This window comes from Intestinimonas sp. HCP28S3_D6, from assembly GCF_052065695.1.
Lineage (GTDB): Bacteria > Bacillota > Clostridia > Oscillospirales > Oscillospiraceae > Intestinimonas.
Genome location: NZ_JBQHTM010000054.1, coordinates 1 through 21205, shown reverse-complemented (window position 1 = coordinate 21205; position 21205 = coordinate 1). Strand labels below are relative to the sequence as shown.

Here is a 21205-nt window from a genome sequence, read left to right as displayed (position 1 = left end):
AAATGTTTCCTGTTTCTTCATCCCCATACACCACCATTGCGTTGATAGTGTTATTATCCCACATCCGGAGCCTTTATGGTAGTGCGGATTAAATCAGAGATTCCCTAAAAAAGAGCACCTAAGTAGAAAAGGGTCAGGCAGTGCCGGAGAGTAATAAATCCAGGTGGCTGCAGCCGTTTCAGCGAGGAGGGATCCATTTATTTGATGAAAAGGAGATTTGTTGCGGTTGCTGCCGGTATAGTCCTGAGCTTGCTGCCGCTGGCCGGATGTGTGAGTAAGCCCCCACTCTCCAACGAAGAGCTGTGGGTAGCCGCTATGGCCGACGCGGTATTCAGCGAGGATAGCGAGGTGATGGAGCTGGTCTGTCTGACGCGGCAAGACCAGCAGGTCATCTGGGACGAGGCGGGAGAGCGGGTGTTGCTGGTCACCTGGCACAACTATGCGGAGCCATGTGAACCGGGAGAAGTATTGGGACACAAGGATATCTGGGCCACCTCTCTGGGGGAACTGACAGACTGGTGCCTGGAAAACGGCAGTGGTGTCACCGACTGGGAGCTGCGGTTTGCACAGCTGCTGGGTGTCCATGCCGATGAAGGATATACCCACTTCACCGCTTTCTGTTTCAGTTTGTAGTGTGTCGTACCCTGGATACTTATACTCATGTGACCGGCGATATGCAGAAGCGAGCCAGTGAGATCGTGGGTGGCTTCATGGAAAATATCATGGTGAGGTGATAGAATGGCGGGCAAGAGAAAGAAGGGCGAAGGCACTGTTCGCCTACGCAAGGACGGCCGCTGGGAGGGCCGTGTGGTGGTGGGCTACGATGAGGCGGGCAACCCTAAGACAAAAAATGTGCTGGCCAAAACGAAGAAAGAATGTATCGCAAAACTGGAGGCCCTGAAAAGTACCTGCCAGGTGGTGCGCCCTGTCCAGGTGCGGTCCGATATGCTTGTCCGGGACTGGCTGGACTACTGGTACCAGAATTACTCCAAACCCAGGCTCAGACAGACAACCCAGCTCAGCTATGAGGGGTGGATCTACAATCATCTGATCCCGGGCTTGGGAGACATCCCACTGAACCAACTGACCCAGGCGGAGCTCCAGCAGTTCTTCCGGCGCATGAAGGAGAGCGGGCGGAAGGCCAATGTGGAGCGACGAGGCCCTGGTATGGTGGACCGCTCGGTGCGCAGCTGCCACGCCCTCTGCCAGATGGCTCTGGACAAGGCGGTGGAGGAGAAGTTGATCCACTCCAATCCGGCAGTAGGCTGCAAGCTTCCGCCGATGAAGGGTAAAGAGATGAAGATTCTGACCCAAGAGGAGATCCAGCGCTTTCTCATCCAGGCCAAGGCGGAGGGAATGTATGAGCTCTTCCTGCTGGAGCTGACCACCGGGATGCGCCGGGGTGAGCTGCTGGCCCTCCAATGGGACGATCTGGACTTCGCCACCGGAAAATTGCGTATCGACAAGCAGGTCTATCCGGTGGGTGGCAAACTTATCATCAGCGAACCCAAGACCAAGGCGGCCAACCGCACCATTATCCTGCCGCCTGCCATGGTGGAGCTGCTGGCGGAGTACAAAAAGGGTGTATTCTCTGAAGTGATGTTCCCGTCCCGCACTAAGCCCGAGCAGCCCATCGACCCCGGCTATGTCCGAAAGCGCTTGCAAGTAATCTTGGAGCGAGCAGGGTGCAAGCGGGTAAGATTTCATGATTTGTGCCACACGTTTGCTACCCTGTCACTGGAGAACGGGATGGATGTAAAGACCCTCTCCACCATCATTGGCCATGTTTCCTCAGCGACCACGCTGAACACCTATACTCACATTACCGACGAGATGCGTCGCAAGGCGGCGCTGAACATCGACCAGGGAATTGCCAAGGCGGAAGTGGAGCCCATGCCGGAACAGACAGACGAACCGCCAAAGCAGGACTTTGTGCCGATTGAACCGCCCCGGCGTAGACCAGGAACTGGGTGCATCAGCCAGCTTGGGGAGCACCTCTGGGAGGGCCGTTACTCTCCAGTATGGCCGGACGGCAAGAAGCACTCCCGGAACGTCTACGCCAAAACCCGTGAGGAGTGCGAGGAAAAACTGAAGGGGCTGATCCTGGAGATGAAGGCGGAGATCGCCGCCCTCCGCTCTGGGGCAAGTACAGAATATCCCGACGGGGTAAGTCCCAAAAAGAAGGCCATCGCCGCCTACCTGCGAGAGCACCCCGGTGTGTCCAGCAAGTCCTTGATTGCCAGGGAATTGCAGATGGACCGCTCCACGGTGCAGCGGTATTATGACGAGATCCGGGAGGAATTGTAGCGGCAGGCGCAGAATAAGTCACAAAATGTAAATAATTTGTAAAATAGCACTCAAGAGCGGCGAGTGCCAGTTGACATGTTCGAAAAGATGTTCTACAATAAAAATGCCCTACACGAAAGGTGTGGGGGAGGAATATTGTTGTCAACCCTTTCTTCATAATTTCTGTCAGGAGACTGCACAGGAGTTCTTGGAGCTGGAGTGACTGGTCATAAGCCCACCAGCTGGTGGCCGCCATCAGACACATCCAGGAGGCAGTGACACAAGCTTCCCGCTCAATTGTATCATAGTTGAGCATTGCACTCTGGGCAGTCGGCTTCCTTAGACACACACCAAACGGGTGAAGCAGGAGGCTGCGTCAAACTGTATATCCGCCGACTGAGGGATACTGCCCCCCGTGTCGGCGGATATTGCAATTTTAAGGAGTCATTATGACGAATCAAGAATGGCTGGCCTCTAAAGCTGTGATAGAAAAAAGTCGAAGATCATATGCGCATTTTGACTGCCGAACAGATATTGCCCAACAAGGGGCCTATATATCGGTTCCTCAAAATATAGAGCGGCATGGTTTTTACCCATTTATTCATTATCAGAAGAAACAAGTTAAGTTTAACAAAGAAACCGGGCCCAAAGAGAAAAAACGAGATATTTGTTATGCGTCACACATTGATCGCTGCATCTATCAGTACTATTATTTCTTGCTGGGGAATGATTATAATCAGCGCGTAGCGAGAGATGGACTGTCAAAAGTTGCTGTAGCATATCGGACGGATTTGCATGAAAACAATATTCATTTTGCTAAACGGGTGATTCACTTTATTCGTAGTAACTCGCCCTGCTACGTTATGATAGGAGACTTCACAGGATTCTTTGATCACCTGGACCATAGATATTTAAAACAACAATGGTGTTCGTTAATAGGAGTGTCTAAACTCCCAAAAGACCACTATAAAGTATTTCGAAGCGTGACCCATTATAGTACATGGGAGTTGTCTGATTTGTTAGCCCTGAATGGACTACAGGATAACCGGGCAGGACGTAGAACGTTGAATTCTATGCTGCGCGTGCTGACACCAGAAGAATATAAGGCTAACTCAAATAGGGAGCATATCAGGCAGAATCCAGATGTATTTGGGATACCGCAGGGTTCCCCAATCAGTGGACTACTTGCCAATGTCTATATGTTAGAGGTCGACAAGACGGTCAATGATTTGGTAACAGAACAAGGTGGCCTATATATGCGGTACAGCGATGATTTTATTGTTGTGTTGCCTGATACTGGATCAGTGACTCTCCAAATCATCAAGGATATATCAGCCAAGTTCAATAGTGTTCCTGGATTAACTTTAGAACCGAATAAGACTCAGTATTTCCGATATGAGAATACGCAGTTAGAGAACTGTGGGGCGCTGTTTGGAGTGCCTTTGGAGGGCCGAAAGAGATTTATTAATTTTCTGGGGTTTACTTTTGATGGAAGTACCGTATCAATTCGAATGAAGACATTGGGTAAATATTATTATCGGATGTACAGTAAGGTAAAGACGATACGGAAAAGCGGCCAATGCTCTCCGACAGGAAAGCATATCAGCAATAAGAATTTATATGCCCTTTACTCAATCAAGGGAGCGAAGGGGTATCGCATTACGCAAAAGAACGGGAAAATTAAGTCGGGCTCTGGGAATTTCTTATCATATGTCCGTCGGGCAGAGAAAGAGTTTGGTGCACATGAATCCATTGCACGAGGAACCAAAGACCACATGGCGAAAATAAGAAGGGCGTTGGAAGATGAAGGGTAAAAAGTAACCTCAAATCCTGCGCCACAGAAAACAAAGAGGTGAGAAAAGATTTTTTGTATAATTTCCGCTTATTTCGCACCGCTTCCGCTCCATTTCACTTGCTTTTCGCCACTCTTTGAAAGCACTGTTTCCATGTACTCCACACCGCTCTGTGGCTGAAAATGTGGTCAAAACGCTCCCCGCTCCAGTCGGAAACTGTTTCCTGGCTGGAGCGGGGAGCGTTTTGCATATCTCTGGTTGTCTGCATTGTAATTCTGGGAGAAGAATCAAGCAGGTCATTTATGCGCGGACGATTGCTCAGAAATTGGGGGGCCGTAAACAAGATTAGGATCATAGCGCAGCGGAATTTTTAAATATGGGAAACATCAATCTCTGTGTTGAACCTTTGCCTGATACCCCAGCCCCCACTGCTCCATGGCGTTGATGATGGGGCGCATGGAGTCACCCAGTTCGCTCAGGGAGTACTCTACCCGGGGCGGAACCTCCGGATACACGGTCCGGGTGACAATGCCGTCCTCCTCCAAGGAGCGCAGGCTGTCGGTGAGGACCTTTTGGCTGATCCCCTCCAAATTCTTTTTCAGTTCGTTGAATCGCCAGGGCCTGGCCAGCAGATTGCGGAGGATCAGCAGCTTCCATTTGCTGCCAATCAGCTGAACGGTGGTGGCAACGGGACAGGTAGGGAGTTCTTCTTTTGTCAGCATACAAGTTCCTCCTTACGGTGTACTGCGGTCTGGTCATGTTGCACTCATTATATATGCTGTTCCGTGCCCGGTCAAGGAGTTACAAAAAGGTGACCCAGTAATAAAAAGGTGCGTACTTGTGGGCACAAATTGGACCCGCTATACTGAAAACAGAGATCAGGAAACGCCTGATTTTCAAAGGAAAAAATATAAGGAGGAACTGATTATGGGACTGAAAAATCTGTTTGACTGGGGCAGCAAGGCCGAGGTCAAGGCCGCTTCCGCCTGTGGGAGCGCCTGCGGCGCTGGGGACAAGCCCGCCGAGCCCAAGCTCACCGCCTGCGGAAGTGCCTGCGGCGCCGGCGACAAGCAGTAAGCCCCCGCGCCCCCGCGGGGCAGCCTGCGGGGGCGCACTTCCCAAGGGACGGAATTGGCTCCGTGGTTTGGGAAATGCGCCCTCTCTCAAAGAACAAACAATCAGGAGGAAACATGAGATGGAATATTTCGCCTTTCAGTGGCACATCACCGACGAGTGCGATCAGCGGTGCAAGCACTGCTACATTTTTGCCGAGGACACCTGCAAGAAGCTGGACGCCATGACCTGGCCCCAGATGCGGGACACCTTTTACAACTGCCTGGACTTCTGCAAGGTCTACCACCGCCTGCCCTACTTCTACATCACCGGCGGCGACCCCATCCTGCACCCGAACTTCTGGGATCTGCTGGGACTGATGAAGGAACATCACATCCCATTCACCATCCTGGGCAATCCCTTCCATCTGAATGACGAGGTATGCAGGCGGCTGAAGGAATGCGGCTGTGAGAAGTATCAGCTGTCTCTGGACGGTCTGCGGGAGACTCACGACTGGTTCCGCAAACCCGGCAGCTTTGACTGCACCATGGAGAAGATCGCCTGCATCAAGAAGGCCGGTATCCGGGCGGTGATCATGACCACGGTCTCCGGTACCAATATCGACGAGATCCCGGCGCTCATCGACACCGTGGTGGCCCACAGGGCGGATGTGTTCGCTTTCTCCCGCTACTGCCCCACCAGTGAGGAAAAGGATGTGGGCATCGAGCCGCTGCGCTAAAGACCTGTGCAAGAACTACAACTTCGACCGGAGCAAATATCGTCTCTGCGTAAAAGAAAAGAGATTCGCCGCCATCACCAGAAGTGACTTCGCCAAGCTGAAAGAGGACCTGCAGTTTCTGGACAATGCCCTGAAAACGGTGCTGGCTGAATACAAAGACTATTTCCAAGAGCGGTTTGTAGACGGTCTGTCCATCCGCAAATACGCCGTGGCCCACCAACTCAATAGGAGAAGCATAGACCATCTGCAAAAGAAATTTTTTCTGCTTTAGCACGGCTCCTGAAAGAGCGTGACGAGGCAGAGGGGAAATGCCGTCTGCGGAAACCAGTGCAAAATTGAACTGACCCAACACTAAACGGAGCGTCTGCTGACAAAGCAGGCGCTCTGCTTTTCTGTCAAAAGTATGTCAAAAAGATGTACTTTCTGCAATAGAAAGTGGAGGCGACAATCAGCAAGTATGGCAAGCAAAGGAGAATGTGTCAAGTCTATGTCACTTGAGAAGTGTCCTCAGGTAAAGTAGTAGAAGAAATTCAGAAGCGGAGGAAAGCAAGTCACAGCCGCCATCGAAACCGCTAAACCAAATCGACACGGTTTGGCTATATCACCGAAATTTCTTATTGAGACTGTGCAGATCGTTTATTTTCTCCCCTATACAAGTGGAGCAGAAAAAATTCTTTTGTGAACCGCCCGCGCTCAGCGGGTAATAAGGTGAGAAAAATTTTTTGAAGGAGGCCGCGATTGTGAAAGAATCCAGTTACAAAAGCTACAACGACCTGCCGCTGTTTCTCAATTCAGAAACGGTGGCAAAAGTGCTTGGCGTGTCACCGTCCAGTAGTTACGAGCTCATGCATGAACCGGACTTCCCTGTGCTGCGTGTGGGCAGCCGCATGGTGGTGCCAAAAGAAAAGTTTATTCAGTGGGTGGAGGAACATACGGGAGGTGGGAAATGAAGTACAGAGGAAACTTTTTCTCTCTGCCCAATGAGATCTTTCTCCTTGGTCTGAGCCCTGGCGAGCTGGCAGTGTACTGTTATCTGCGCCGGTGCGAGAACCAGAAGACGCACCAGTGCTGGCCCAGCTACAAAACTATCGGAGATGCGGTTGGAATGTGTGAGAACACCGTGAGCAAGTATATCCAGAAGCTGATTGAGCGTGGACTCATTGCGGTGGAGCCCACCAAGGTCACAACCAAAGCGGGTGTGACACGCAACGGAACCTTGTGCTTCACAGTGTTCCCGCCCCAGGATGTGATCGCCCGACACTACGAGAGAAAGCTGGAAGAACTGGAGCTGGAAACCGAGCGGCAGCGGTTCCAGAAGATCCTGGCGGAGCAAGACCAGAACGACCCGTGTACCCCGCTGTGAGGGGCTGTGTGTCCGTCTGTGGGGCAGGGCAGAGGCCCTGCCCCACAAGGATTTTCGAGGCGGATTTGGGCCGCTTTCGAAGGCTTTTGGGGGGACAAAAGGAAAAGCAGGATAAACGACGGGGTCGCAAGCGCCCCCTGTCGGAAGCACCTCTGCCCGCAGTGCGGGCAGTTGCGGGGGATTTTGCGGGGATTGGAAATGGGGTCAAAATCCGGACTGTGACATCATCTCTGCGGTCACAATCCCCGAAAGCCTACTACCACAAGGAAAAAACAGGGGTCACCCCCCCGGAAAGGAGAACATTATGAGCAAAAAAGAGAAATTCCCACTTTACCTGTCGCCGGAGAAAAAGGCTATCCTGGAGCGCCGGTATCAGGAGGACGGGAGCCGGAGCATCACCGCCTTCATTGAGCGGGCGGTGGACTTTTATCTGGACTACCTCAGCGCCAACAACGCCGGACTGTTTCTCCCCACCTCCATCAAGTCCTACCTGGACGGAAGGATGGGACAGCTGGAGGAGCGGCTGTCCTCCATCGCCTTCCGGCAGGCGGTGGAGCAGGACATGGTGGCCGGTATCCTCGCCGACGCGTATCAGTTCAGCGGCGAGGATCTACGCCGACGGCGGGCGGAGAGCGTTCAAAATGTGCGGAAAACCAATGGCCGCATCTCGCTGGAGCAGCGGGTGCGTGATGCTTGGGAGGAGGACGATGAGTGGCAGGATTGATCGTAAAGAGCCCTTATCTCAAGTGCGGAGGCAGCAGTTCGGTCAGCGGCTATCTGAGGTACATCGGCACACGGGAACGGGTGGAGATCCTCCCGGATGACCGTCCGCCCACTCGAAAGCAGGAGCAGCTCATCACCAAACCGACCAAGGATTTCCCGGAGGCCAGGGACCTGGGCGAGTATTCCGATTACAAAGACAAGCCCACCAAGGCCAATGCCTCTGTCTTTATCACCCGAGCACTGGAGGAGAACTGGTCTCAAGTTCAGCAATCAGACGGCTACATGAAGTACATTGCCACTCGGCCTCGCGCGGAGCGGCTTGGTGACCACGGGCTCTTTGGTGATGAGGAGACAGTGAATTTGGAGCAGGCCATGTGGGAGTTGGATCAGTACAACGGGAATGTGTGGACGCATATCCTCTCCCTGAAGCGGGAGGACGCCGCACGCCTTGGCTACGACAACGCCAAAGCGTGGCGGAACTTGCTCCGGGCAAATCGCAACGAAATCGCCGCCGCTATGAACATTCAACCGAACCACTTCCGCTGGTACGCCGCCTTTCATGACGAGGGCAAGCATCCCCATGTCCACATGATGGCATGGTCGACACAGCCGGGAGAAGCATATCTCACGCGGGACGGCATCCGCAATATCAAATCCGCGCTCACCAATCAGATCTTCAAGCAGGAGATGCTCCACACCTACGAACAGAAGTCACAGTCGCGGGATGAGCTGGTGCGGGAGGCCCGCCGGGCGATCCGGCAGCTCACCCGGGAGATGACACGAAGTATCTGTATGGCTCCTGAGATCGAGCAAAAGATGGAGCAATTGGCCGGACAACTGGAAACGGTCAAGGGCAAAAAATCCTATGGATACCTTCCCAAGTCCGTGAAGAAAACCGTGGACGAGGTAGTGGACAAGCTGGAGGAGCTGGCGGTAGTGCGTGAGTGCTACGACCGGTGGTGCAGGCTCCAGGGCGAGGTGGAGAGTTACTACCACGACAAACCCAGAGAACGAAAAAAGCTGTCCCAGGAGAAAGAGTTCCGGCAGATCAAAAACGCTGTCATCCAGGAGGCGGAGCACATCCGTCTGGGTGAGATCTCCTTCGAGGATGATGACTTGGCTGAGCACGACGAGCCGGAACCGGCGCGTGGTGAGTCTAATGCCTGCCGGGAGCTGTGGCGAATCATTCAGAACGAGGACATTTCTCTGGACTACCGTGACCGGGCGGCTGAGAAGTTGGAGCAGGTGGCGGAGTACGGCGACGCCTATGCGCAATACCGGATGGGGCAGCTCTACCGGGACGGTCCTCTGCTGATCCCGGACAACCATAAGGCAAAGCACTGGCTCAGCCAGGCGGCAATACAGGGTCTGCCGGAAGCACAGTATGCCCTTGGCAAGCTGCTTCTCTCCAACGATTGGGAAGTGCGGGACACGGACGAGGGCATCCGCTGGCTGAAACAGGCGGCGGAAAACGGAAGCCACTTCGCCGCGTACCGTATGGGCAAAGAGTATCTGGAGGGAAACGCTGTCAACAAGGACACCACCAGAGCGGCGGATTGGTTCACCAAATCGGCGGAGGCAGGAAACCAGTACGCCCAGTACATGCTGGGCAAGCTGCACCTGACGGGACAAGGGCTTTCTCAGGACCAGGCCCAGGCAATGGTGTGGTTCAGCCGTTCCGCCGCCCAAGGAAATTCATACGCCCAGTTCTTTCTGGAGCAGAGAAGCGATCTCCGACCGCCCTCTGTGATGCTGGCGGTCACCCGGCTGCTCTATCACATGAGCCGAATCTTTGAAGATCATGCTCTGCCCCAGTCTGGGACTGGACTGCACATCGACCGGAAGAGCAGACAAAAGCTCATGGAGAAGCGCATTGCTATGGGCCACAAGCCGGATGACCATGAGGATGAGCAGACGATGGACGGCATGACCATGGGCGGATGGTGAGTAAAAATAGCACAGTGTTGACAATGATAAGCGCCGCGCAGAAATGGACCGGAGAAATTGATAACAGTTTGATAATTGTGGTCAAAAGCCCTGGCTATTTTCTCTGTAGTTCGGTATTGTGTGTTGCTGCAAAGGAGGCGAGGCACAATGAACGACTACATGAGAGCCCTGCACCAGCGGTTCTACCGGGAGCCGGACTTCAGTGAGTTAGAAGAAGACATTGAGAACACCCGCCAAGAGGTGCGGGACTGCCTGGACAAGCTTCAGCGGCGCAGGCTCATGCATCTGGTGGACACCCAAAACTTGCTGCGGGAGGAGACCTCACTGGCCAGCTTCACCGCCGGGTTCAAACTGGCCTGGGGACTGAGCAAAGAACTGGAGGCGGACGGCCTGTACTCCTTCGATGAGGAGGAAACCGAGCGCCTCTGTCACAGGATAGAACAAGAGGATTGAATAAGATGATGAATCGACTTCCGGTCCAGCGGTGCCAGTACTGCGGATGCGAGGACATTGGCCTTGGCTGGCAGCATGGCGAGGCGCTGGTCACCTTCAGAAAGCATGGACTACTCGGCAACCGGCTGCAGTATCTGATCTGCCGACGCTGCGGCGCAGTTCTGTATCAGTATGTGGCGGAGCCTTACAAATTCCCCACTGTAAAATAAGCACTCAAAAGTTGCGCCGCAAAACAAAAATAAGGCCTCGGGGGTGATACGGCATGGCAAAAAGACGACCGTCAGGTGACGGCATGGTGCGCAAGCGGGAAGATGGACGCTGGGAAGGGCGCATCGTAGTTGGCCACAAGGAAAACGGTGATCCCATCTTCCGTTACATCTACGCAGATACCCAAAAGGAACTGACAGCCAAACTCCGGCAGAGCATCGAGGCGTATCAGGGCGTCGAGCTGACTGAGGAGAGCCGGATGACATTGGGACAGTGGCTGGAGCAATGGCTAAAGAATATAGCTCCGACCATCCGTCCCTCAACCTTGAACCGATATGAAGGCACAGTGCGTAATCACATTGTCCCCTTTATGGGAGACAAGCCAATCACTCAGATAACCGGAAAAGATATTCAAAAACTGTATGATACACTGGCCCACCAGGGAAATCGAAACACAGGAGAGGGGCTTGCCAGCAGTACGGTCCGTGGGGTCCACTCCATGCTCCATGAAGCACTGGGGGAGGCGAAACACGCGGGAGTGATTGTGTGGAATCCAACGGAAGAACTCAAGGCTCCTAAGTTCTCGTGTAAGGCAAAACAAATTTTAACGGATGAGCAGCTGGAACGCTTTATGGAGATAATCCGGGGGGATACTGTCTGGCATGATTTTTGAAGTGCGCCGCCCGAAATATAAAAAAGAAAAAGCCTTGATACGACAAGGCTTTCCAAAAATGAGAAGTCCGTTTTTCGATAAAAATGTTCGAAAAACGGACTTCGTTCATTTGGTGGACCTGATCGGATTCGAACCGACGACCCCCACAATGCGAATGTGATGCGCTCCCAACTGCGCTACAGGCCCAAATAAAATGTTTTAGACAAAAAAGTTATGACAATAAATATTGTGAAGGAGATGAATTATAGGCAGAGTAGCCTATCATGCCGAGTCAACGGATAACATTATAACATAATTCTAAGTTTTGTAAAGCCTTTTTTTACAAAACAAAAAAACGGGATTGATAAATCGCGGAAAGTGTAGTACAATACCCTATACCGGCTTTGCCGGACCTGGTAGTGGTCCGGCGTGGAGCAAGGCCGCACTAGTTGGGGAGATAGCGGTGCCCTGTACCTGCAACCCGCTACAGCAGGGATGAATCCCGGTCCCCGGAGCTGCGATGTGTCGTCTGCCTCAGGTAAGCGGCGATGATAGATTGGTCCTGCGCAACGGAAACCCGTGAACCATGTCAGGCGGGGAACCGAGCAGCATTAAGCGGATCCTTCCGTGTGCCGCAGGGTTGCCGTTCTTGAGCTGGCTGCCTGGGTTACGGACATAGCGTAGTGTTCAAAGACCGGTGTGCGGTCTTGTTCTGCGTCGGAAGAAGTCGGATAAGAGAGGGAGGGGCACGGCGCAACCGCGTCCCTCTCTTGCTGTTTTGGGAGGGATGGACGTTGTATCAGGCGCTCTACCGGAAGTGGCGGCCCCGCACCTTTGATGATGTGGTAGGACAGACACACATCACCGAGACGCTGAAGCGGCAGGTGGCCACCGGCCGCCTCTCCCATGCGTACCTGTTCACCGGCACCCGGGGTACCGGCAAGACCACCTGTGCCAAGATTCTAGCCAGGGCCGTCAACTGCGAGCACCCCGTGGACGGAAATCCCTGCAACCAGTGCGACGCCTGCCGGGGTATTGAAAACGGCTCCATCCTGGATGTGCTGGAGCTGGATGCCGCCTCTAACAACGGTGTAGACCAGGTCCGCGCCCTCCGGGACGAGGCCGTTTACACCCCCGCTGCTGTCCGCAAGCGGGTCTACATCGTGGACGAGGTCCACATGCTCTCCACTGCCGCATTCAACGCCCTGCTGAAGATTCTGGAGGAGCCTCCGGAGCACCTCATGTTCATTCTGGCCACCACCGAGCTGCACAAGGTCCCCGCCACCATTAAATCCCGTTGCCAGCAGTTCTCCTTCCAGCGCATCCTGCCCGGCGACATCTCTGCCCGCCTCCGTTATGTGGCGGAGCAGGAGGGGATCCAGCTCACCACCGAAGGGGCATCATTGCTGGCCCGGCTGGCCGACGGCGGCCTGCGGGACGCCCTGTCCCTGTTGGATCAGTGCGCCGGTACCGACGGTCCGGTGGACGAAGGACATATCCTGGATGCCCTGGGTCTGGCGGGCAATCTGGAGTCGGCAAAGCTCATGGGCATGGTGGCCAAGCGAGATACTCAGGGAGCCCTGGAGGACCTGGCCCGACTATACAGCGGCGGTAAAGATGTCTCTACGGTGCTGGGAGAGTTGTCCGCCCTGACCCGTGACCTGCTCATCCGAAAGACGGCCCCCCGGTCTGGCAATGCCCTCCTCAGCGGCAACTGGGACGAGACCACCATGCGGGGGCTCTCCGAGCACTTCACTGCCTCCCGGCTGGTGTGGATGCTGACGGTGCTCCAGGGCGTGCTGGCCGACTTACCCCGGAGCAGCAACCGGCGTACTGACGCCGAGCTGTGCCTGCTACGGCTGTGCGATGAGCGGCTGGACGAGAGCGTCCAGGCCCTTTCCGCCCGACTGGACCTGGTGGAGCAGCAGCTCTCCACCGGTGTGCCTGCAGTACGAGTGCAAAGCACTTCTGCATTACAGAGAACTGAGACCGAGTATTTGGAGAAGGCGCCTGATATCAGCTATACGCAAGTAGAAGGACCTGTCGAGAAAAAAAGAGAAGAGCCTCCCGCCAAGGCTTCAGTAACAGTCCCGAGAGTATCTGCTGAGGCGGCAGAAGCTCCCGTCGACCCGGTAAAGACAGAGGCCCAAAAACCGGTTCGCAAGCAGGAACCGTCCGCCACAGCGGCGGCCAGAACGGCTGACGATGGAAGCTTCTGGAAGACCCTAGCCCCGGCGCTGCGGGACAAGGTGCCCCGGAATGCCTGGCCTTTTCTGGGAAATCCCAGCATGGTACAGGGCCATCTGGAGTCCGGCGTCCTCACCCTGTGGGTGGACGACGAGCTCGTGAAGGGTGTGGTGAGTCGTCCGGCGGTGCTGGAGGCCATCCGTGCCTTGGCCCAGTCCAAACTGGGCGAGGCGGTGCGGGTGCAGGTCAAGGTGGGGAAGGCCCCCGCCAGTGCGGCTGTGTCCGCCCACGACAATCTGGACGATCTGCTGGCCATGGGTCGGCAGTTTGATAACATTACCATCAAGGAGTGACGAACAATGGCAAAGGGATTCGGCAGCCGCGGCATGGGCGGTATGGGTGGCGGCATCAATATGAATATGATCAAGCAGGCCCAGAAGATGCAGCAGGACATGCAGAGAATGCAGGCTGAGCTGGAGAACAAGGAGTACACTGCCCAGGCCGGCGGCGGCGTGGTCTCCGCCACGGTGAGTGGCAAACATGAACTCAAGGCCATCGCTATTGATCCCGAGACCGTGGACCCCGACGACGTGGAGATGCTCCAGGACCTCATCGTGGCGGCGGTGAACGAGGCTTTGCGCGCCGCTTCCTCTGATGCGGCCTCCGCCATGGGGCAGATTACCGGAGGCCTAAACCTGCCGTTCTAAGGAGGGCCACACCATGAAACTCCCCGGCGTGGGGATGCGTACCGTCAAGACGGCGGTGGCCGTAATGCTCTCCTACCTGGTCTTTGTGCCCTTTGGGCTCCTTTACCGCACAGAACTGGGCGGTATTCTGGGGCAGATCGGCCCCATGTACGCCTGTATTGCCTGTGTGGTGTGTATGCAGAGCTCCCTGGGACAGACCATGCAGCAGGGGATATCCCGATTCATCGGGGTGGCTGTAGGCGGTGCTCTGGGTGTGCTGGCTCTGTCCCTGGGGGAGATCGCCCGGCAGCCTCTCGTCAAGACCGTCATCTTGGGACTGGTCTGTGTGGCAGGGATTTGGGTGTGCCTGCTTATTCAGCGGCCCACCGCCTGCGGAATGGCCTGTATTGTGCCCTGTGTCATTCTTATCAACGATATGACGGGTGTGGAGCGGTATTATTACGCTGCCGCACGAATCATCGAGACGGTGGTCGGGGTGGCTTTTGCCTTTGGTGTCAACGCCGTGCTCCCAGATCACCGTCTGGAGCAGAAACAAGCGGATGACGACTTGGACATGCGCCAAAAGAAAACATAACAAAAAGCTCCGGATCTCAATGATCCGGAGCTTTTTCACGTACTTTTTTCTTCAGGTGGCCTCTTGAGGTGCCCGGAACATGGCCAGGAAAATGATGACCAGCATGCCGCAGCAGAGGAGGATGGCCAGCTCGGCAAACACGCCGGTGGCCCAGACGCCCAGGGCACCGCCCAGCAGGAAGCACAGGATGATGCCATAATACTGGAAGCTGCGTTTCAGGGCGGTGATGTCCCGACCCCTGAGACCGTGGTAGAGCAGTTCGGTACCACTACGCAGATTGCCGGTGCACATGGTGGTGGCCAGAGCATTGCCACGGATCTTGCGGAAGCACTCCACCTGCATGGCACAGACAAAGGAGACAGCGGCATTGACAGCGGCGTCCCACGGCCCCTGGGGGAGGAAGGCGGTGACCAGAAGGATGAGGGCTTCCAGGGCCACCACCGCCTGCCGCCAGTGGAGGGTGTGGGAGACACGGAAGTGATCCCGGATCAGTTCGGCCACCACGATGCCCAGGGCGAAGGACAGGATGGGGGGTAGATAGCGGGGGAGGGCGGTCAGGTCGCCCTGGGCCAGTCGGATAGCCAGCAGCACCAGATTGCCGGTCTGGGCATTGGAGAAGACGCCGCCTCGGGTGAAGTAGGTGTAGGCGTCCAGGAAGCCGCCGCCCACGGTGAGTAGGGCCCCCAGGGAGTAGGCTTCAGACATTTGGATGGAGCGTTCTGTCATGACGGGGTCCTCCCAGCGTCCCGGCCAAGGGGGACTACTCCGGCATAGGTTTCCGGGCAGACCTCCCGGATCTTGGCCTGTAATTTTTTCAGGTCTTCAAAGGCTTCTGGCCGTTTCCGCGGGTCACGGAGAAGGGCGGAGGGGTGATACATGGCCATCATGTGGACCCCAGCCTTCTCAAACCACTGGCCGTGCTCCCGAGTGATCTTGAAGTCCTCCCGGATAAGCCGTATTGCGGCGATACGGCCCAGACAGACAATGATCTTTGGCCGAATCAGGGCCACCTGGTTGCGGAGATAGCCAATGCAGGCTTCGATCTCGGTATTGAGGGGGTCACGGTTTTGTGGGGGACGGCACTTGACCATATTGCCGATGAAATAGCGGGAACGGTCCAGATCAATGATAGAGAGCATCTCGTCCAAAAATTGTCCAGCTCGGCCCACAAATGGGCGGCCGGTGAGATCTTCCTGCTCGCCAGGGCCCTCGCCGATGAACATGAGATCGGCGGTGCGGAGGCCCTCGCCAAAGACCACGTGGTGCCTTGTTTCACACAGAGAACAGTTCCGGCAGCCGCTGCAGGCGGCCTCCAGATCGGTCCAGTTGAGCATTGTTCAAACGCCTCTTTTCTTGGTGGGGGATGGAGCGCATAAAGTATAGCATAAAACGGCGCAGACAAAAACCAGTTTTCGCAGAAAAATTAGGAGTTGACATTTTGCGGAAAAGCGCATATACTACGTCCAACAAAGGCAATGAACGAGACCGCCCCCTGTGAGGGCCGCCAGAGAATCCGGGTCACCGACTGAGAGCCCGGTCCGGCAGGATGGGGAGGCGCAACACTCTGCGAGCCGGAGATTCGAGCCTGCCAAAGTGCGGGGGAGGGTCTCACGTGTTCCCGCGTTAAGGGAGACAAGGGGCCGTTTCAAGGGTGAAGCGGCAAACTTTGGGTGGTACCGCGGATTTTTCCGTCCCGAAGCTGTTGTAAGCAGCTCCGGGACTTTTTTTATTTTTTCACGGAGTATTGCCCGAAAAAGAAATGAAAGGACGTGAACGGTATGGAATTCATCACTGGGACCAAGACGAGCGGGGGACCGGCGTACAACGACATCCTGGAGGGCGGACGGCGAAACCAGACCGTTCAGGTCTCTGGCATGGTCCACGTAAAGCAGTCCGTGGGCGGCGGCCTCACCTTTCTGAAGCTGCGGCTGCGGGACGGTCTGCTCCAGTGTGTGTGCGGGGGGCTGGACCTCAGTCAGGTCCCGGAGGAGGCCGCCGTCACGGTGACGGGGACCCTCCGCGAGGAGCCCCGGGCCCCCGGCGGCGTGGAGCTGGTAGCCGAGTCGGTGGAGGTCCTCTCCCGGCCGGCGGAGCCCATGCCGGTGCCGGTGGCCAAGGCCAAGCTCAACGTCAACCTGGACACCGAGCTGGGCCTGCGGCCGGTGCTGCTGCGGCACCTGCGGGAGCGCAGCATCTTCCGGGTCCAGGCCGCCCTGAGCCGGGCTTTTCGGGAGTACCTCCAGGGGAAGGGCTTCACCGAGGTCCACACCCCCAAGATCGTCCACGCCGGGGCGGAGGGCGGCTCCAACATCTTCCGGCTGGACTACTTCGGCCGCAAGGCCTTCCTGGCCCAGTCCCCCCAGTTCTACAAGCAGACCATGGTGGGGGTCTACGAGCGGGTCTACGAGGTGGCCCCCGTCTTCCGGGCGGAGAAGCACTCCACCGCCCGCCACCTCAACGAGTACACCTCCATGGACTTTGAGATGGGCTTTATCAAAGCCTTCGCCGACGTGATGGAGGTGGAGACCGGCTTCCTGCGGTACGCCATGGACCTTCTGAAGCGGGAGTACGCCGACGACATCGCCCGGCTGAAGCTGGCCATCCCCGAGGTGGACCAGATCCCCGCCGTCCGCTTCGACGAGGCCAAGCGCCTGGCAGCGGAGAAGTACGGCTACAAGATCCGGGACCCCTACGACCTGGAGCCCGAGGAGGAGCACGCCATCGGGCGCTACGCCCGGGAGGAGTGGGGCAGCGACTTCGTGTTTGTCACCCACTACCCTGGCAAGAAGCGGCCCTTCTACGCCATGGACGACCCCGACGACCCCCGGTACACCCTCTCCTTTGACCTTCTCTTCCGGGGGCTGGAGGTCACCACCGGCGGCCAGCGCATCCACGACTACGCCCAGCAGGTGGCCAAGATGGAGCGGCTGGGCATGGACACATCGGAATTCGGGAGCTATCTCATGATCCACAAGCACGGCATGCCCCCCCACGGCGGCCTGGGCATTGGCCTGGAGCGGCTGACCATGCAGCTGTGCGGCCTGGACAACGTGCGCTACGCCAGCCTGTTCCCCCGGGACCTGAGCCGGCTTGAACCCTGAGGCGCGTCGATTTTCTGCGGAAAATCTGTGCCGCTGCGCGGCATGATACGCGCCTTCCAGGGGGAACCAGTTCCCCCTAGATACGCGCCTTCGGCGCGATACCCCCTCCGCTCTCCGAGGGGGACCATGAGGAAAGGATGCTGTCTTTGAAATGAAGATCACAGAAGAGATGGTGGAATATGTCTCCATCCTGTCCCGGCTGAAGCTGCCCCAGGAGGAGAAGGAACGCATGACCGGCGAACTGGAGCAGATCCTGGTCTATATGGACGTGCTGGACGGCCTGGACACCAGCGGCGTGGAGCCCATGAGCCACGTCTTCCCCCTGAAGAACGTGCTACGGAGCGACGAGGTGGTGCCCTCCGGGGACCGGGCGGCGCTGCTCTCCAACGCCCCGCTACCCGACGAAGAGGCCTTCCTGGTGCCCAAGACGGTGGAATAAGGAGGAGCGGACATGGAACTTTGGGAATATACCGCCCTGGAGCTGGGCGGACTCATTCAGAAGGGAGAGGTCTCTCCCACCCAGGCCGCCCGGACCGCACTGGACCGGATGGGGGCAGAGCAGGACCGGAACAACGCCTTCGTCACCTGCCTGGACGGGGAGGCTGTCCTGGCCCAGGCAGCCGAGGTGGAAAAGCGCCTGGCGGCGGGGGAGAAGCTCTCCCCCCTGGCCGGCGTACCCATGGCCCTGAAGGACAACATCTGCACCAAGGGGGTGCGCACCACCTGCGCCTCCAAAATTCTGGGGGACTTCACGCCCCCCTATGACGCCACCGCCGCGGAGAAGCTCAAGGCCGCCGGCGGGGTGCTCCTGGGCAAGCTGAACATGGACGAGTTCGCCATGGGCTCCACCTCGGAGACCTCCTTCTACGGCCCCACCCGGAACCCCTGGGACCTGGACCACGCCCCCGGCGGGTCCTCCGGCGGCGCCGCCGCCGCCGTGGCGGCGGGGGAGTGCTGGTACGCCATCGGCTCCGACACCGGCGGCTCCATCCGCCAGCCCGCCTCCTACTGCGGCGTCACCGGCCTCAAGCCCACCTACGGCTCCGTGAGCCGCTACGGCCTCATCGCCTACGCCTCCTCCCTGGACCAACTGGGCCCCCTGGCCCGGTCTGCCGACGACTGCGCCGCCGTGCTGGAACTGATGGCCGGCAAGGACCGCCGGGACGGCACCAGCCTGGACACTGGCTGGGGCAGCCTGACGGAGAGCCTCACCGGGGACCTGCGGGGCCTGCGGGTGGGTCTGCCCGCCGACTGCTTTGGCGAGGGCCTGGACCAGGAGGTCCGCGCCGCCGTCCTGGCGACCGCCGACGTGCTCAAGGCCCGTGGGGCCACCGTGGAGGAGTTCTCCTTCCCCATGATGAAGTACGTGGTGCCCACCTACTATATCATCGCCGCCGCCGAGGCCAGCTCCAACCTGTCCCGGTTCGACGGCGTCAAGTACGGCTGGCGGGCCGAGGGCTACGAGGACCTCACCGACCTCTACGAGAAGACCCGCACCCAGGGCTTCGGCGCCGAGGTCAAGCGCCGCATCCTGCTGGGCACCTTCGTCCTCTCCGCCGGCTACTACGACGCCTACTATAAGAAAGCCCTTCAGGTGAAGGCCCTCATCAAGAAGGCCTACGACGAGGCCTTTGAGAAGTACGACCTCCTCCTCACGCCGGTGGCCCCCACCACCGCCCCCAGGCTGGGGGAGAGCCTGGGCGACCCCCTGAAGATGTACCTCTCCGACATCTACGCCGTGCCCCTGAACCTGGCCGGTCTGCCGGGGCTGTCCATGCCCTGCGGCTTTGACGGCCAGGGGCTGCCCATCGGGGCCCAGCTCATCGGCCCCGCCCTGGGGGAGGCCAAGGTTCTCAATGCCGCCCACGCCTTCCAGCTGGATACCGACTATCACAGACAAAGCCCTGCCAGAAAGGAGGCGCAGGCCAAATGACCTGGGAAACTGTCATCGGTCTGGAGACTCACGTGGAGCTCTCCACTAAGACCAAGATCTTCTGCTCCTGCACCACCGAGTTCGGCGGCGCCCCCAACACCCACTGCTGCCCGGTGTGCATGGGCATGCCCGGCACCCTGCCGGTGGTCAACGAGAAGGTGCTGGAGTACGCCGTGAAGGTGGGCCTGGCCCTGGACGGGGAAATCACCCGGTCCTGCCGGTTCGACCGGAAGAACTACTTCTACCCCGACCTGCCCAAGGCCTACCAGATCTCCCAGCTCTATCTCCCCATCGTCCGCAATGGCAAGCTCACCATCCACACCGAGTCCGGTGGGGAGAAGACCATCCGCATCCACGAGCTCCATATGGAGGAGGACGCCGGCAAGCTGGTCCACGACCCCTGGATCGACCAGACCCGCTGCGACTACAACCGCTGCGGCGTCCCCCTCATCGAGATCGTCACCGAGCCCGACTTCCGCTCCGGGGAGGAGGTCATCGCCTACCTGGAGAAGCTGCGCTCCACCCTCCAGTACCTGGGGGTCTCCGACTGCAAGATGCAGGAGGGCTCCCTCCGCTGCGACGTGAACCTGTCGGTGCGCCCCGCCGGCTCCGATGAGCTGGGCACCCGCACCGAGATGAAGAACCTCAACTCCTTCAAGGCCATCGCCCGGGCCATCGAGTACGAGGCCAAACGGCAGATCGAGCGCATCGAGGAGGGCAAGCGGGTGGTCCAGGAGACCCGCCGCTGGGACGAGAACAAGGACGCCACCTTCGCTATGCGTTCCAAGGAGAACGCTCAGGATTACCGCTATTTCCCCGAACCCGACATCCCGCCCCTGGAGATCGGCGAGGACTACCTGGAGCGGCTCCGTGGGGAGCAGCCCGAGATGGCCGAGGCCAAGATGGCCCGGTACCAGGCCGACTGGGGCCTGCCTGTCTATGACACTCAGATGCTCACCGGCCAGAAGGCCTTGGCCGACTTCTTCGAGGCCACCGTGGCCCTGGGGACGCCCCCCAAGCAGGCCGCCAACTGGATCATGGGCGAGGTCATGCGCCGCCTGTCCGCCGATGGCCTGGAGGCCAAGGACATGGCCTTCACCCCCAAGACCCTGGCCCGGCTCATTGAGCTGGTCCAGACCGGCGCCCTCAACCGCAACACCGCCGTCAAGGTCTTCGACGCCGTTTTCGCCGACGACGCCGACGTGGACGCCTACGTGAAGGGACACGGCCTGGAGCAGGTTTCCGACGCCGGTCTGGTGGGGAGCGTGGTGGACAAGGTTCTCTCCGCCAACCCCAAGTCCATCCAGGACTTCAAGGCCGGCAAGGAGAAGGCCTTCGGCTTCCTGGTGGGCCAGGTCATGCGGGAGCTCAAGGGCCAGGCATCCCCCCAGGTGGTCAACCAGACCCTGCGGGAGAAACTGGAACAGCTGTAATCAGAATCGGGCGCGGGGGGGGGGGGGGGGGGGGGGGGGGGCGGGGGTGGGTGG

General features: G+C 57.8%; 23 protein-coding genes, 1 tRNA gene and 1 other RNA gene. 21 read left to right on the top strand and 4 right to left on the bottom strand.

Features of this window, described 5'->3' with window-relative positions; all coding sequences use genetic code 11:
- The first annotated feature begins 204 nt into the window (after positions 1 to 204).
- The 3 genes from ACTNBK_RS14645 (at position 205) to ACTNBK_RS14635 (ending at position 4100) form a co-directional block, all read left to right on the top strand.
- Positions 205 to 633: a hypothetical protein gene (locus ACTNBK_RS14645; RefSeq protein WP_441147226.1), complete on the top strand. Its 429-nt coding sequence runs from the start codon at positions 205 to 207 to the stop codon at positions 631 to 633.
- 105 nt (positions 634 to 738) lie between these two features.
- On the top strand, positions 739 to 2307 hold the full coding sequence (locus ACTNBK_RS14640; protein WP_441147224.1) for a tyrosine-type recombinase/integrase: 1569 nt from the start codon (positions 739 to 741) through the stop codon (positions 2305 to 2307).
- Positions 2308 to 2735: 428 nt separating this feature from the next.
- Positions 2736 to 4100, top strand: coding sequence for a reverse transcriptase/maturase family protein (locus ACTNBK_RS14635; RefSeq protein ID WP_441147222.1), 1365 nt, complete (start codon positions 2736 to 2738; stop codon positions 4098 to 4100).
- A 365-nt stretch (positions 4101 to 4465) separates the two neighbouring features.
- Here ACTNBK_RS14635 and ACTNBK_RS14630 read toward each other — a convergent pair whose 3' ends face one another.
- Positions 4466 to 4801 (bottom strand): winged helix-turn-helix transcriptional regulator, encoded by a 336-nt coding sequence (locus tag ACTNBK_RS14630; protein WP_441147220.1) that lies wholly within the window; start codon positions 4799 to 4801, stop codon positions 4466 to 4468.
- A 205-nt stretch (positions 4802 to 5006) separates the two neighbouring features.
- On the opposite strand from ACTNBK_RS14630, the gene acgA reads away from it, so the two are divergent.
- The 10 genes from acgA (at position 5007) to ACTNBK_RS14580 (ending at position 11237) form a co-directional block, all read left to right on the top strand.
- Positions 5007 to 5156: an ACGX-repeat peptide gene (gene acgA, locus ACTNBK_RS14625; protein WP_441147218.1), complete on the top strand. Its 150-nt coding sequence runs from the start codon at positions 5007 to 5009 to the stop codon at positions 5154 to 5156.
- A 118-nt stretch (positions 5157 to 5274) separates the two neighbouring features.
- Positions 5275 to 5871: a radical SAM protein gene (locus tag ACTNBK_RS14620; RefSeq protein WP_441147216.1), complete on the top strand. Its 597-nt coding sequence runs from the start codon at positions 5275 to 5277 to the stop codon at positions 5869 to 5871.
- Positions 5846 to 6142, top strand: a complete 297-nt coding sequence (locus ACTNBK_RS14615) for a hypothetical protein (protein WP_441147214.1) — start codon at positions 5846 to 5848, stop codon at positions 6140 to 6142. The genes ACTNBK_RS14620 and ACTNBK_RS14615 overlap by 26 nt, the downstream gene beginning before the upstream one ends.
- 469 nt (positions 6143 to 6611) lie before the next feature.
- Complete coding sequence (locus ACTNBK_RS14610) at positions 6612 to 6821, top strand: helix-turn-helix transcriptional regulator (protein WP_441147212.1); 210 nt, start codon at positions 6612 to 6614, stop codon at positions 6819 to 6821.
- A complete protein-coding gene (locus ACTNBK_RS14605; RefSeq protein ID WP_441147210.1) occupies positions 6818 to 7234 on the top strand; it encodes a helix-turn-helix domain-containing protein in 417 nt (138 codons plus the stop codon). The genes ACTNBK_RS14610 and ACTNBK_RS14605 overlap by 4 nt, the downstream gene beginning before the upstream one ends.
- A gap of 304 nt (positions 7235 to 7538) precedes the next feature.
- Positions 7539 to 7958: a hypothetical protein gene (locus tag ACTNBK_RS14600; RefSeq protein ID WP_087397539.1), complete on the top strand. Its 420-nt coding sequence runs from the start codon at positions 7539 to 7541 to the stop codon at positions 7956 to 7958.
- Positions 7946 to 9904, top strand: coding sequence for a MobP3 family relaxase (gene mobP3 / locus ACTNBK_RS14595; RefSeq protein WP_441147208.1), 1959 nt, complete (start codon positions 7946 to 7948; stop codon positions 9902 to 9904). The genes ACTNBK_RS14600 and mobP3 overlap by 13 nt, the downstream gene beginning before the upstream one ends.
- 147 nt (positions 9905 to 10051) lie before the next feature.
- Positions 10052 to 10357 (top strand): hypothetical protein, encoded by a 306-nt coding sequence (locus tag ACTNBK_RS14590; RefSeq protein WP_118642008.1) that lies wholly within the window; start codon positions 10052 to 10054, stop codon positions 10355 to 10357.
- Positions 10358 to 10362: 5 nt separating this feature from the next.
- Entirely contained in the window at positions 10363 to 10566 is a 204-nt protein-coding gene (locus ACTNBK_RS14585; RefSeq protein ID WP_441147206.1) for a hypothetical protein, read from the top strand.
- A gap of 53 nt (positions 10567 to 10619) precedes the next feature.
- The gene (locus tag ACTNBK_RS14580) at positions 10620 to 11237 is read left to right on the top strand and encodes a hypothetical protein (protein ID WP_441147204.1); all 618 of its coding nucleotides are present in this window, start codon (positions 10620 to 10622) and stop codon (positions 11235 to 11237) included.
- A gap of 110 nt (positions 11238 to 11347) precedes the next feature.
- On the opposite strand, the gene ACTNBK_RS14575 is transcribed toward ACTNBK_RS14580, so the two are convergent.
- Positions 11348 to 11423: transfer RNA gene (locus tag ACTNBK_RS14575), tRNA-Ala, on the bottom strand.
- Between the two features lie 233 nt (positions 11424 to 11656).
- Here ACTNBK_RS14575 and ffs point away from each other — a divergent pair.
- The 4 genes from ffs (at position 11657) to ACTNBK_RS14555 (ending at position 14684) form a co-directional block, all read left to right on the top strand.
- Positions 11657 to 11921: signal recognition particle sRNA large type (ffs, locus tag ACTNBK_RS14570), an RNA gene on the top strand.
- Between the two features lie 89 nt (positions 11922 to 12010).
- Positions 12011 to 13756 carry a DNA polymerase III subunit gamma/tau gene (gene dnaX / locus ACTNBK_RS14565; RefSeq protein WP_441147202.1) on the top strand — a complete coding sequence of 582 codons (1746 nt, stop codon included), beginning with the start codon at positions 12011 to 12013 and terminating at the stop codon, positions 13754 to 13756.
- 6 nt (positions 13757 to 13762) lie between these two features.
- Complete coding sequence (locus tag ACTNBK_RS14560) at positions 13763 to 14110, top strand: YbaB/EbfC family nucleoid-associated protein (RefSeq protein WP_441147200.1); 348 nt, start codon at positions 13763 to 13765, stop codon at positions 14108 to 14110.
- 13 nt (positions 14111 to 14123) lie between these two features.
- A complete protein-coding gene (locus ACTNBK_RS14555; protein ID WP_441147198.1) occupies positions 14124 to 14684 on the top strand; it encodes an FUSC family protein in 561 nt (186 codons plus the stop codon).
- A 51-nt stretch (positions 14685 to 14735) separates the two neighbouring features.
- Here ACTNBK_RS14555 and ACTNBK_RS14550 read toward each other — a convergent pair whose 3' ends face one another.
- A complete protein-coding gene (locus ACTNBK_RS14550; RefSeq protein WP_441147196.1) occupies positions 14736 to 15410 on the bottom strand; it encodes a YoaK family protein in 675 nt (224 codons plus the stop codon).
- A complete protein-coding gene (locus tag ACTNBK_RS14545; protein ID WP_441147194.1) occupies positions 15407 to 16018 on the bottom strand; it encodes a uracil-DNA glycosylase in 612 nt (203 codons plus the stop codon). Before ACTNBK_RS14545 ends, ACTNBK_RS14550 begins: the two co-directional genes overlap by 4 nt.
- Positions 16019 to 16462: 444 nt before the next feature.
- Here ACTNBK_RS14545 and aspS point away from each other — a divergent pair, with 444 nt between their 5' ends.
- The 4 genes from aspS (at position 16463) to gatB (ending at position 21151) form a co-directional block, all read left to right on the top strand.
- Positions 16463 to 17785: an aspartate--tRNA(Asn) ligase gene (gene aspS / locus ACTNBK_RS14540; RefSeq protein WP_441147192.1), complete on the top strand. Its 1323-nt coding sequence runs from the start codon at positions 16463 to 16465 to the stop codon at positions 17783 to 17785.
- A gap of 151 nt (positions 17786 to 17936) precedes the next feature.
- Positions 17937 to 18224 carry an Asp-tRNA(Asn)/Glu-tRNA(Gln) amidotransferase subunit GatC gene (gene gatC / locus ACTNBK_RS14535; RefSeq protein ID WP_441147190.1) on the top strand — a complete coding sequence of 96 codons (288 nt, stop codon included), beginning with the start codon at positions 17937 to 17939 and terminating at the stop codon, positions 18222 to 18224.
- 12 nt (positions 18225 to 18236) lie between these two features.
- The gene (gene gatA / locus ACTNBK_RS14530; RefSeq protein WP_441147188.1) at positions 18237 to 19718 is read left to right on the top strand and encodes an Asp-tRNA(Asn)/Glu-tRNA(Gln) amidotransferase subunit GatA; all 1482 of its coding nucleotides are present in this window, start codon (positions 18237 to 18239) and stop codon (positions 19716 to 19718) included.
- Complete coding sequence (gene gatB / locus ACTNBK_RS14525; protein WP_441147186.1) at positions 19715 to 21151, top strand: Asp-tRNA(Asn)/Glu-tRNA(Gln) amidotransferase subunit GatB; 1437 nt, start codon at positions 19715 to 19717, stop codon at positions 21149 to 21151. Before gatA ends, gatB begins: the two co-directional genes overlap by 4 nt.
- Positions 21152 to 21205: the final 54 nt, after the last annotated feature.

Coding starts and splice junctions, on each gene's coding strand:
- ACTNBK_RS14615 (WP_441147214.1), top strand. CDS start 5,846: ATGTGGGCATCGAGCCGCTGCGCTAAAGACCTGTGCAAGAACTACAAC.
- ACTNBK_RS14630 (WP_441147220.1), bottom strand. CDS start 4,801: ATGCTGACAAAAGAAGAACTCCCTACCTGTCCCGTTGCCACCACCGTT.
- ACTNBK_RS14585 (WP_441147206.1), top strand. CDS start 10,363: ATGATGAATCGACTTCCGGTCCAGCGGTGCCAGTACTGCGGATGCGAG.
- ACTNBK_RS14620 (WP_441147216.1), top strand. CDS start 5,275: ATGGAATATTTCGCCTTTCAGTGGCACATCACCGACGAGTGCGATCAG.
- gatB (WP_441147186.1), top strand. CDS start 19,715: ATGACCTGGGAAACTGTCATCGGTCTGGAGACTCACGTGGAGCTCTCC.
- ACTNBK_RS14600 (WP_087397539.1), top strand. CDS start 7,539: ATGAGCAAAAAAGAGAAATTCCCACTTTACCTGTCGCCGGAGAAAAAG.
- acgA (WP_441147218.1), top strand. CDS start 5,007: ATGGGACTGAAAAATCTGTTTGACTGGGGCAGCAAGGCCGAGGTCAAG.
- ACTNBK_RS14550 (WP_441147196.1), bottom strand. CDS start 15,410: ATGACAGAACGCTCCATCCAAATGTCTGAAGCCTACTCCCTGGGGGCC.
- ACTNBK_RS14580 (WP_441147204.1), top strand. CDS start 10,620: ATGGCAAAAAGACGACCGTCAGGTGACGGCATGGTGCGCAAGCGGGAA.
- ACTNBK_RS14560 (WP_441147200.1), top strand. CDS start 13,763: ATGGCAAAGGGATTCGGCAGCCGCGGCATGGGCGGTATGGGTGGCGGC.
- ACTNBK_RS14635 (WP_441147222.1), top strand. CDS start 2,736: ATGACGAATCAAGAATGGCTGGCCTCTAAAGCTGTGATAGAAAAAAGT.
- ACTNBK_RS14605 (WP_441147210.1), top strand. CDS start 6,818: ATGAAGTACAGAGGAAACTTTTTCTCTCTGCCCAATGAGATCTTTCTC.
- ACTNBK_RS14555 (WP_441147198.1), top strand. CDS start 14,124: ATGAAACTCCCCGGCGTGGGGATGCGTACCGTCAAGACGGCGGTGGCC.
- aspS (WP_441147192.1), top strand. CDS start 16,463: ATGGAATTCATCACTGGGACCAAGACGAGCGGGGGACCGGCGTACAAC.
- ACTNBK_RS14640 (WP_441147224.1), top strand. CDS start 739: ATGGCGGGCAAGAGAAAGAAGGGCGAAGGCACTGTTCGCCTACGCAAG.
- gatA (WP_441147188.1), top strand. CDS start 18,237: ATGGAACTTTGGGAATATACCGCCCTGGAGCTGGGCGGACTCATTCAG.
- gatC (WP_441147190.1), top strand. CDS start 17,937: ATGAAGATCACAGAAGAGATGGTGGAATATGTCTCCATCCTGTCCCGG.
- ACTNBK_RS14545 (WP_441147194.1), bottom strand. CDS start 16,018: ATGCTCAACTGGACCGATCTGGAGGCCGCCTGCAGCGGCTGCCGGAAC.
- ACTNBK_RS14590 (WP_118642008.1), top strand. CDS start 10,052: ATGAACGACTACATGAGAGCCCTGCACCAGCGGTTCTACCGGGAGCCG.
- ACTNBK_RS14645 (WP_441147226.1), top strand. CDS start 205: ATGAAAAGGAGATTTGTTGCGGTTGCTGCCGGTATAGTCCTGAGCTTG.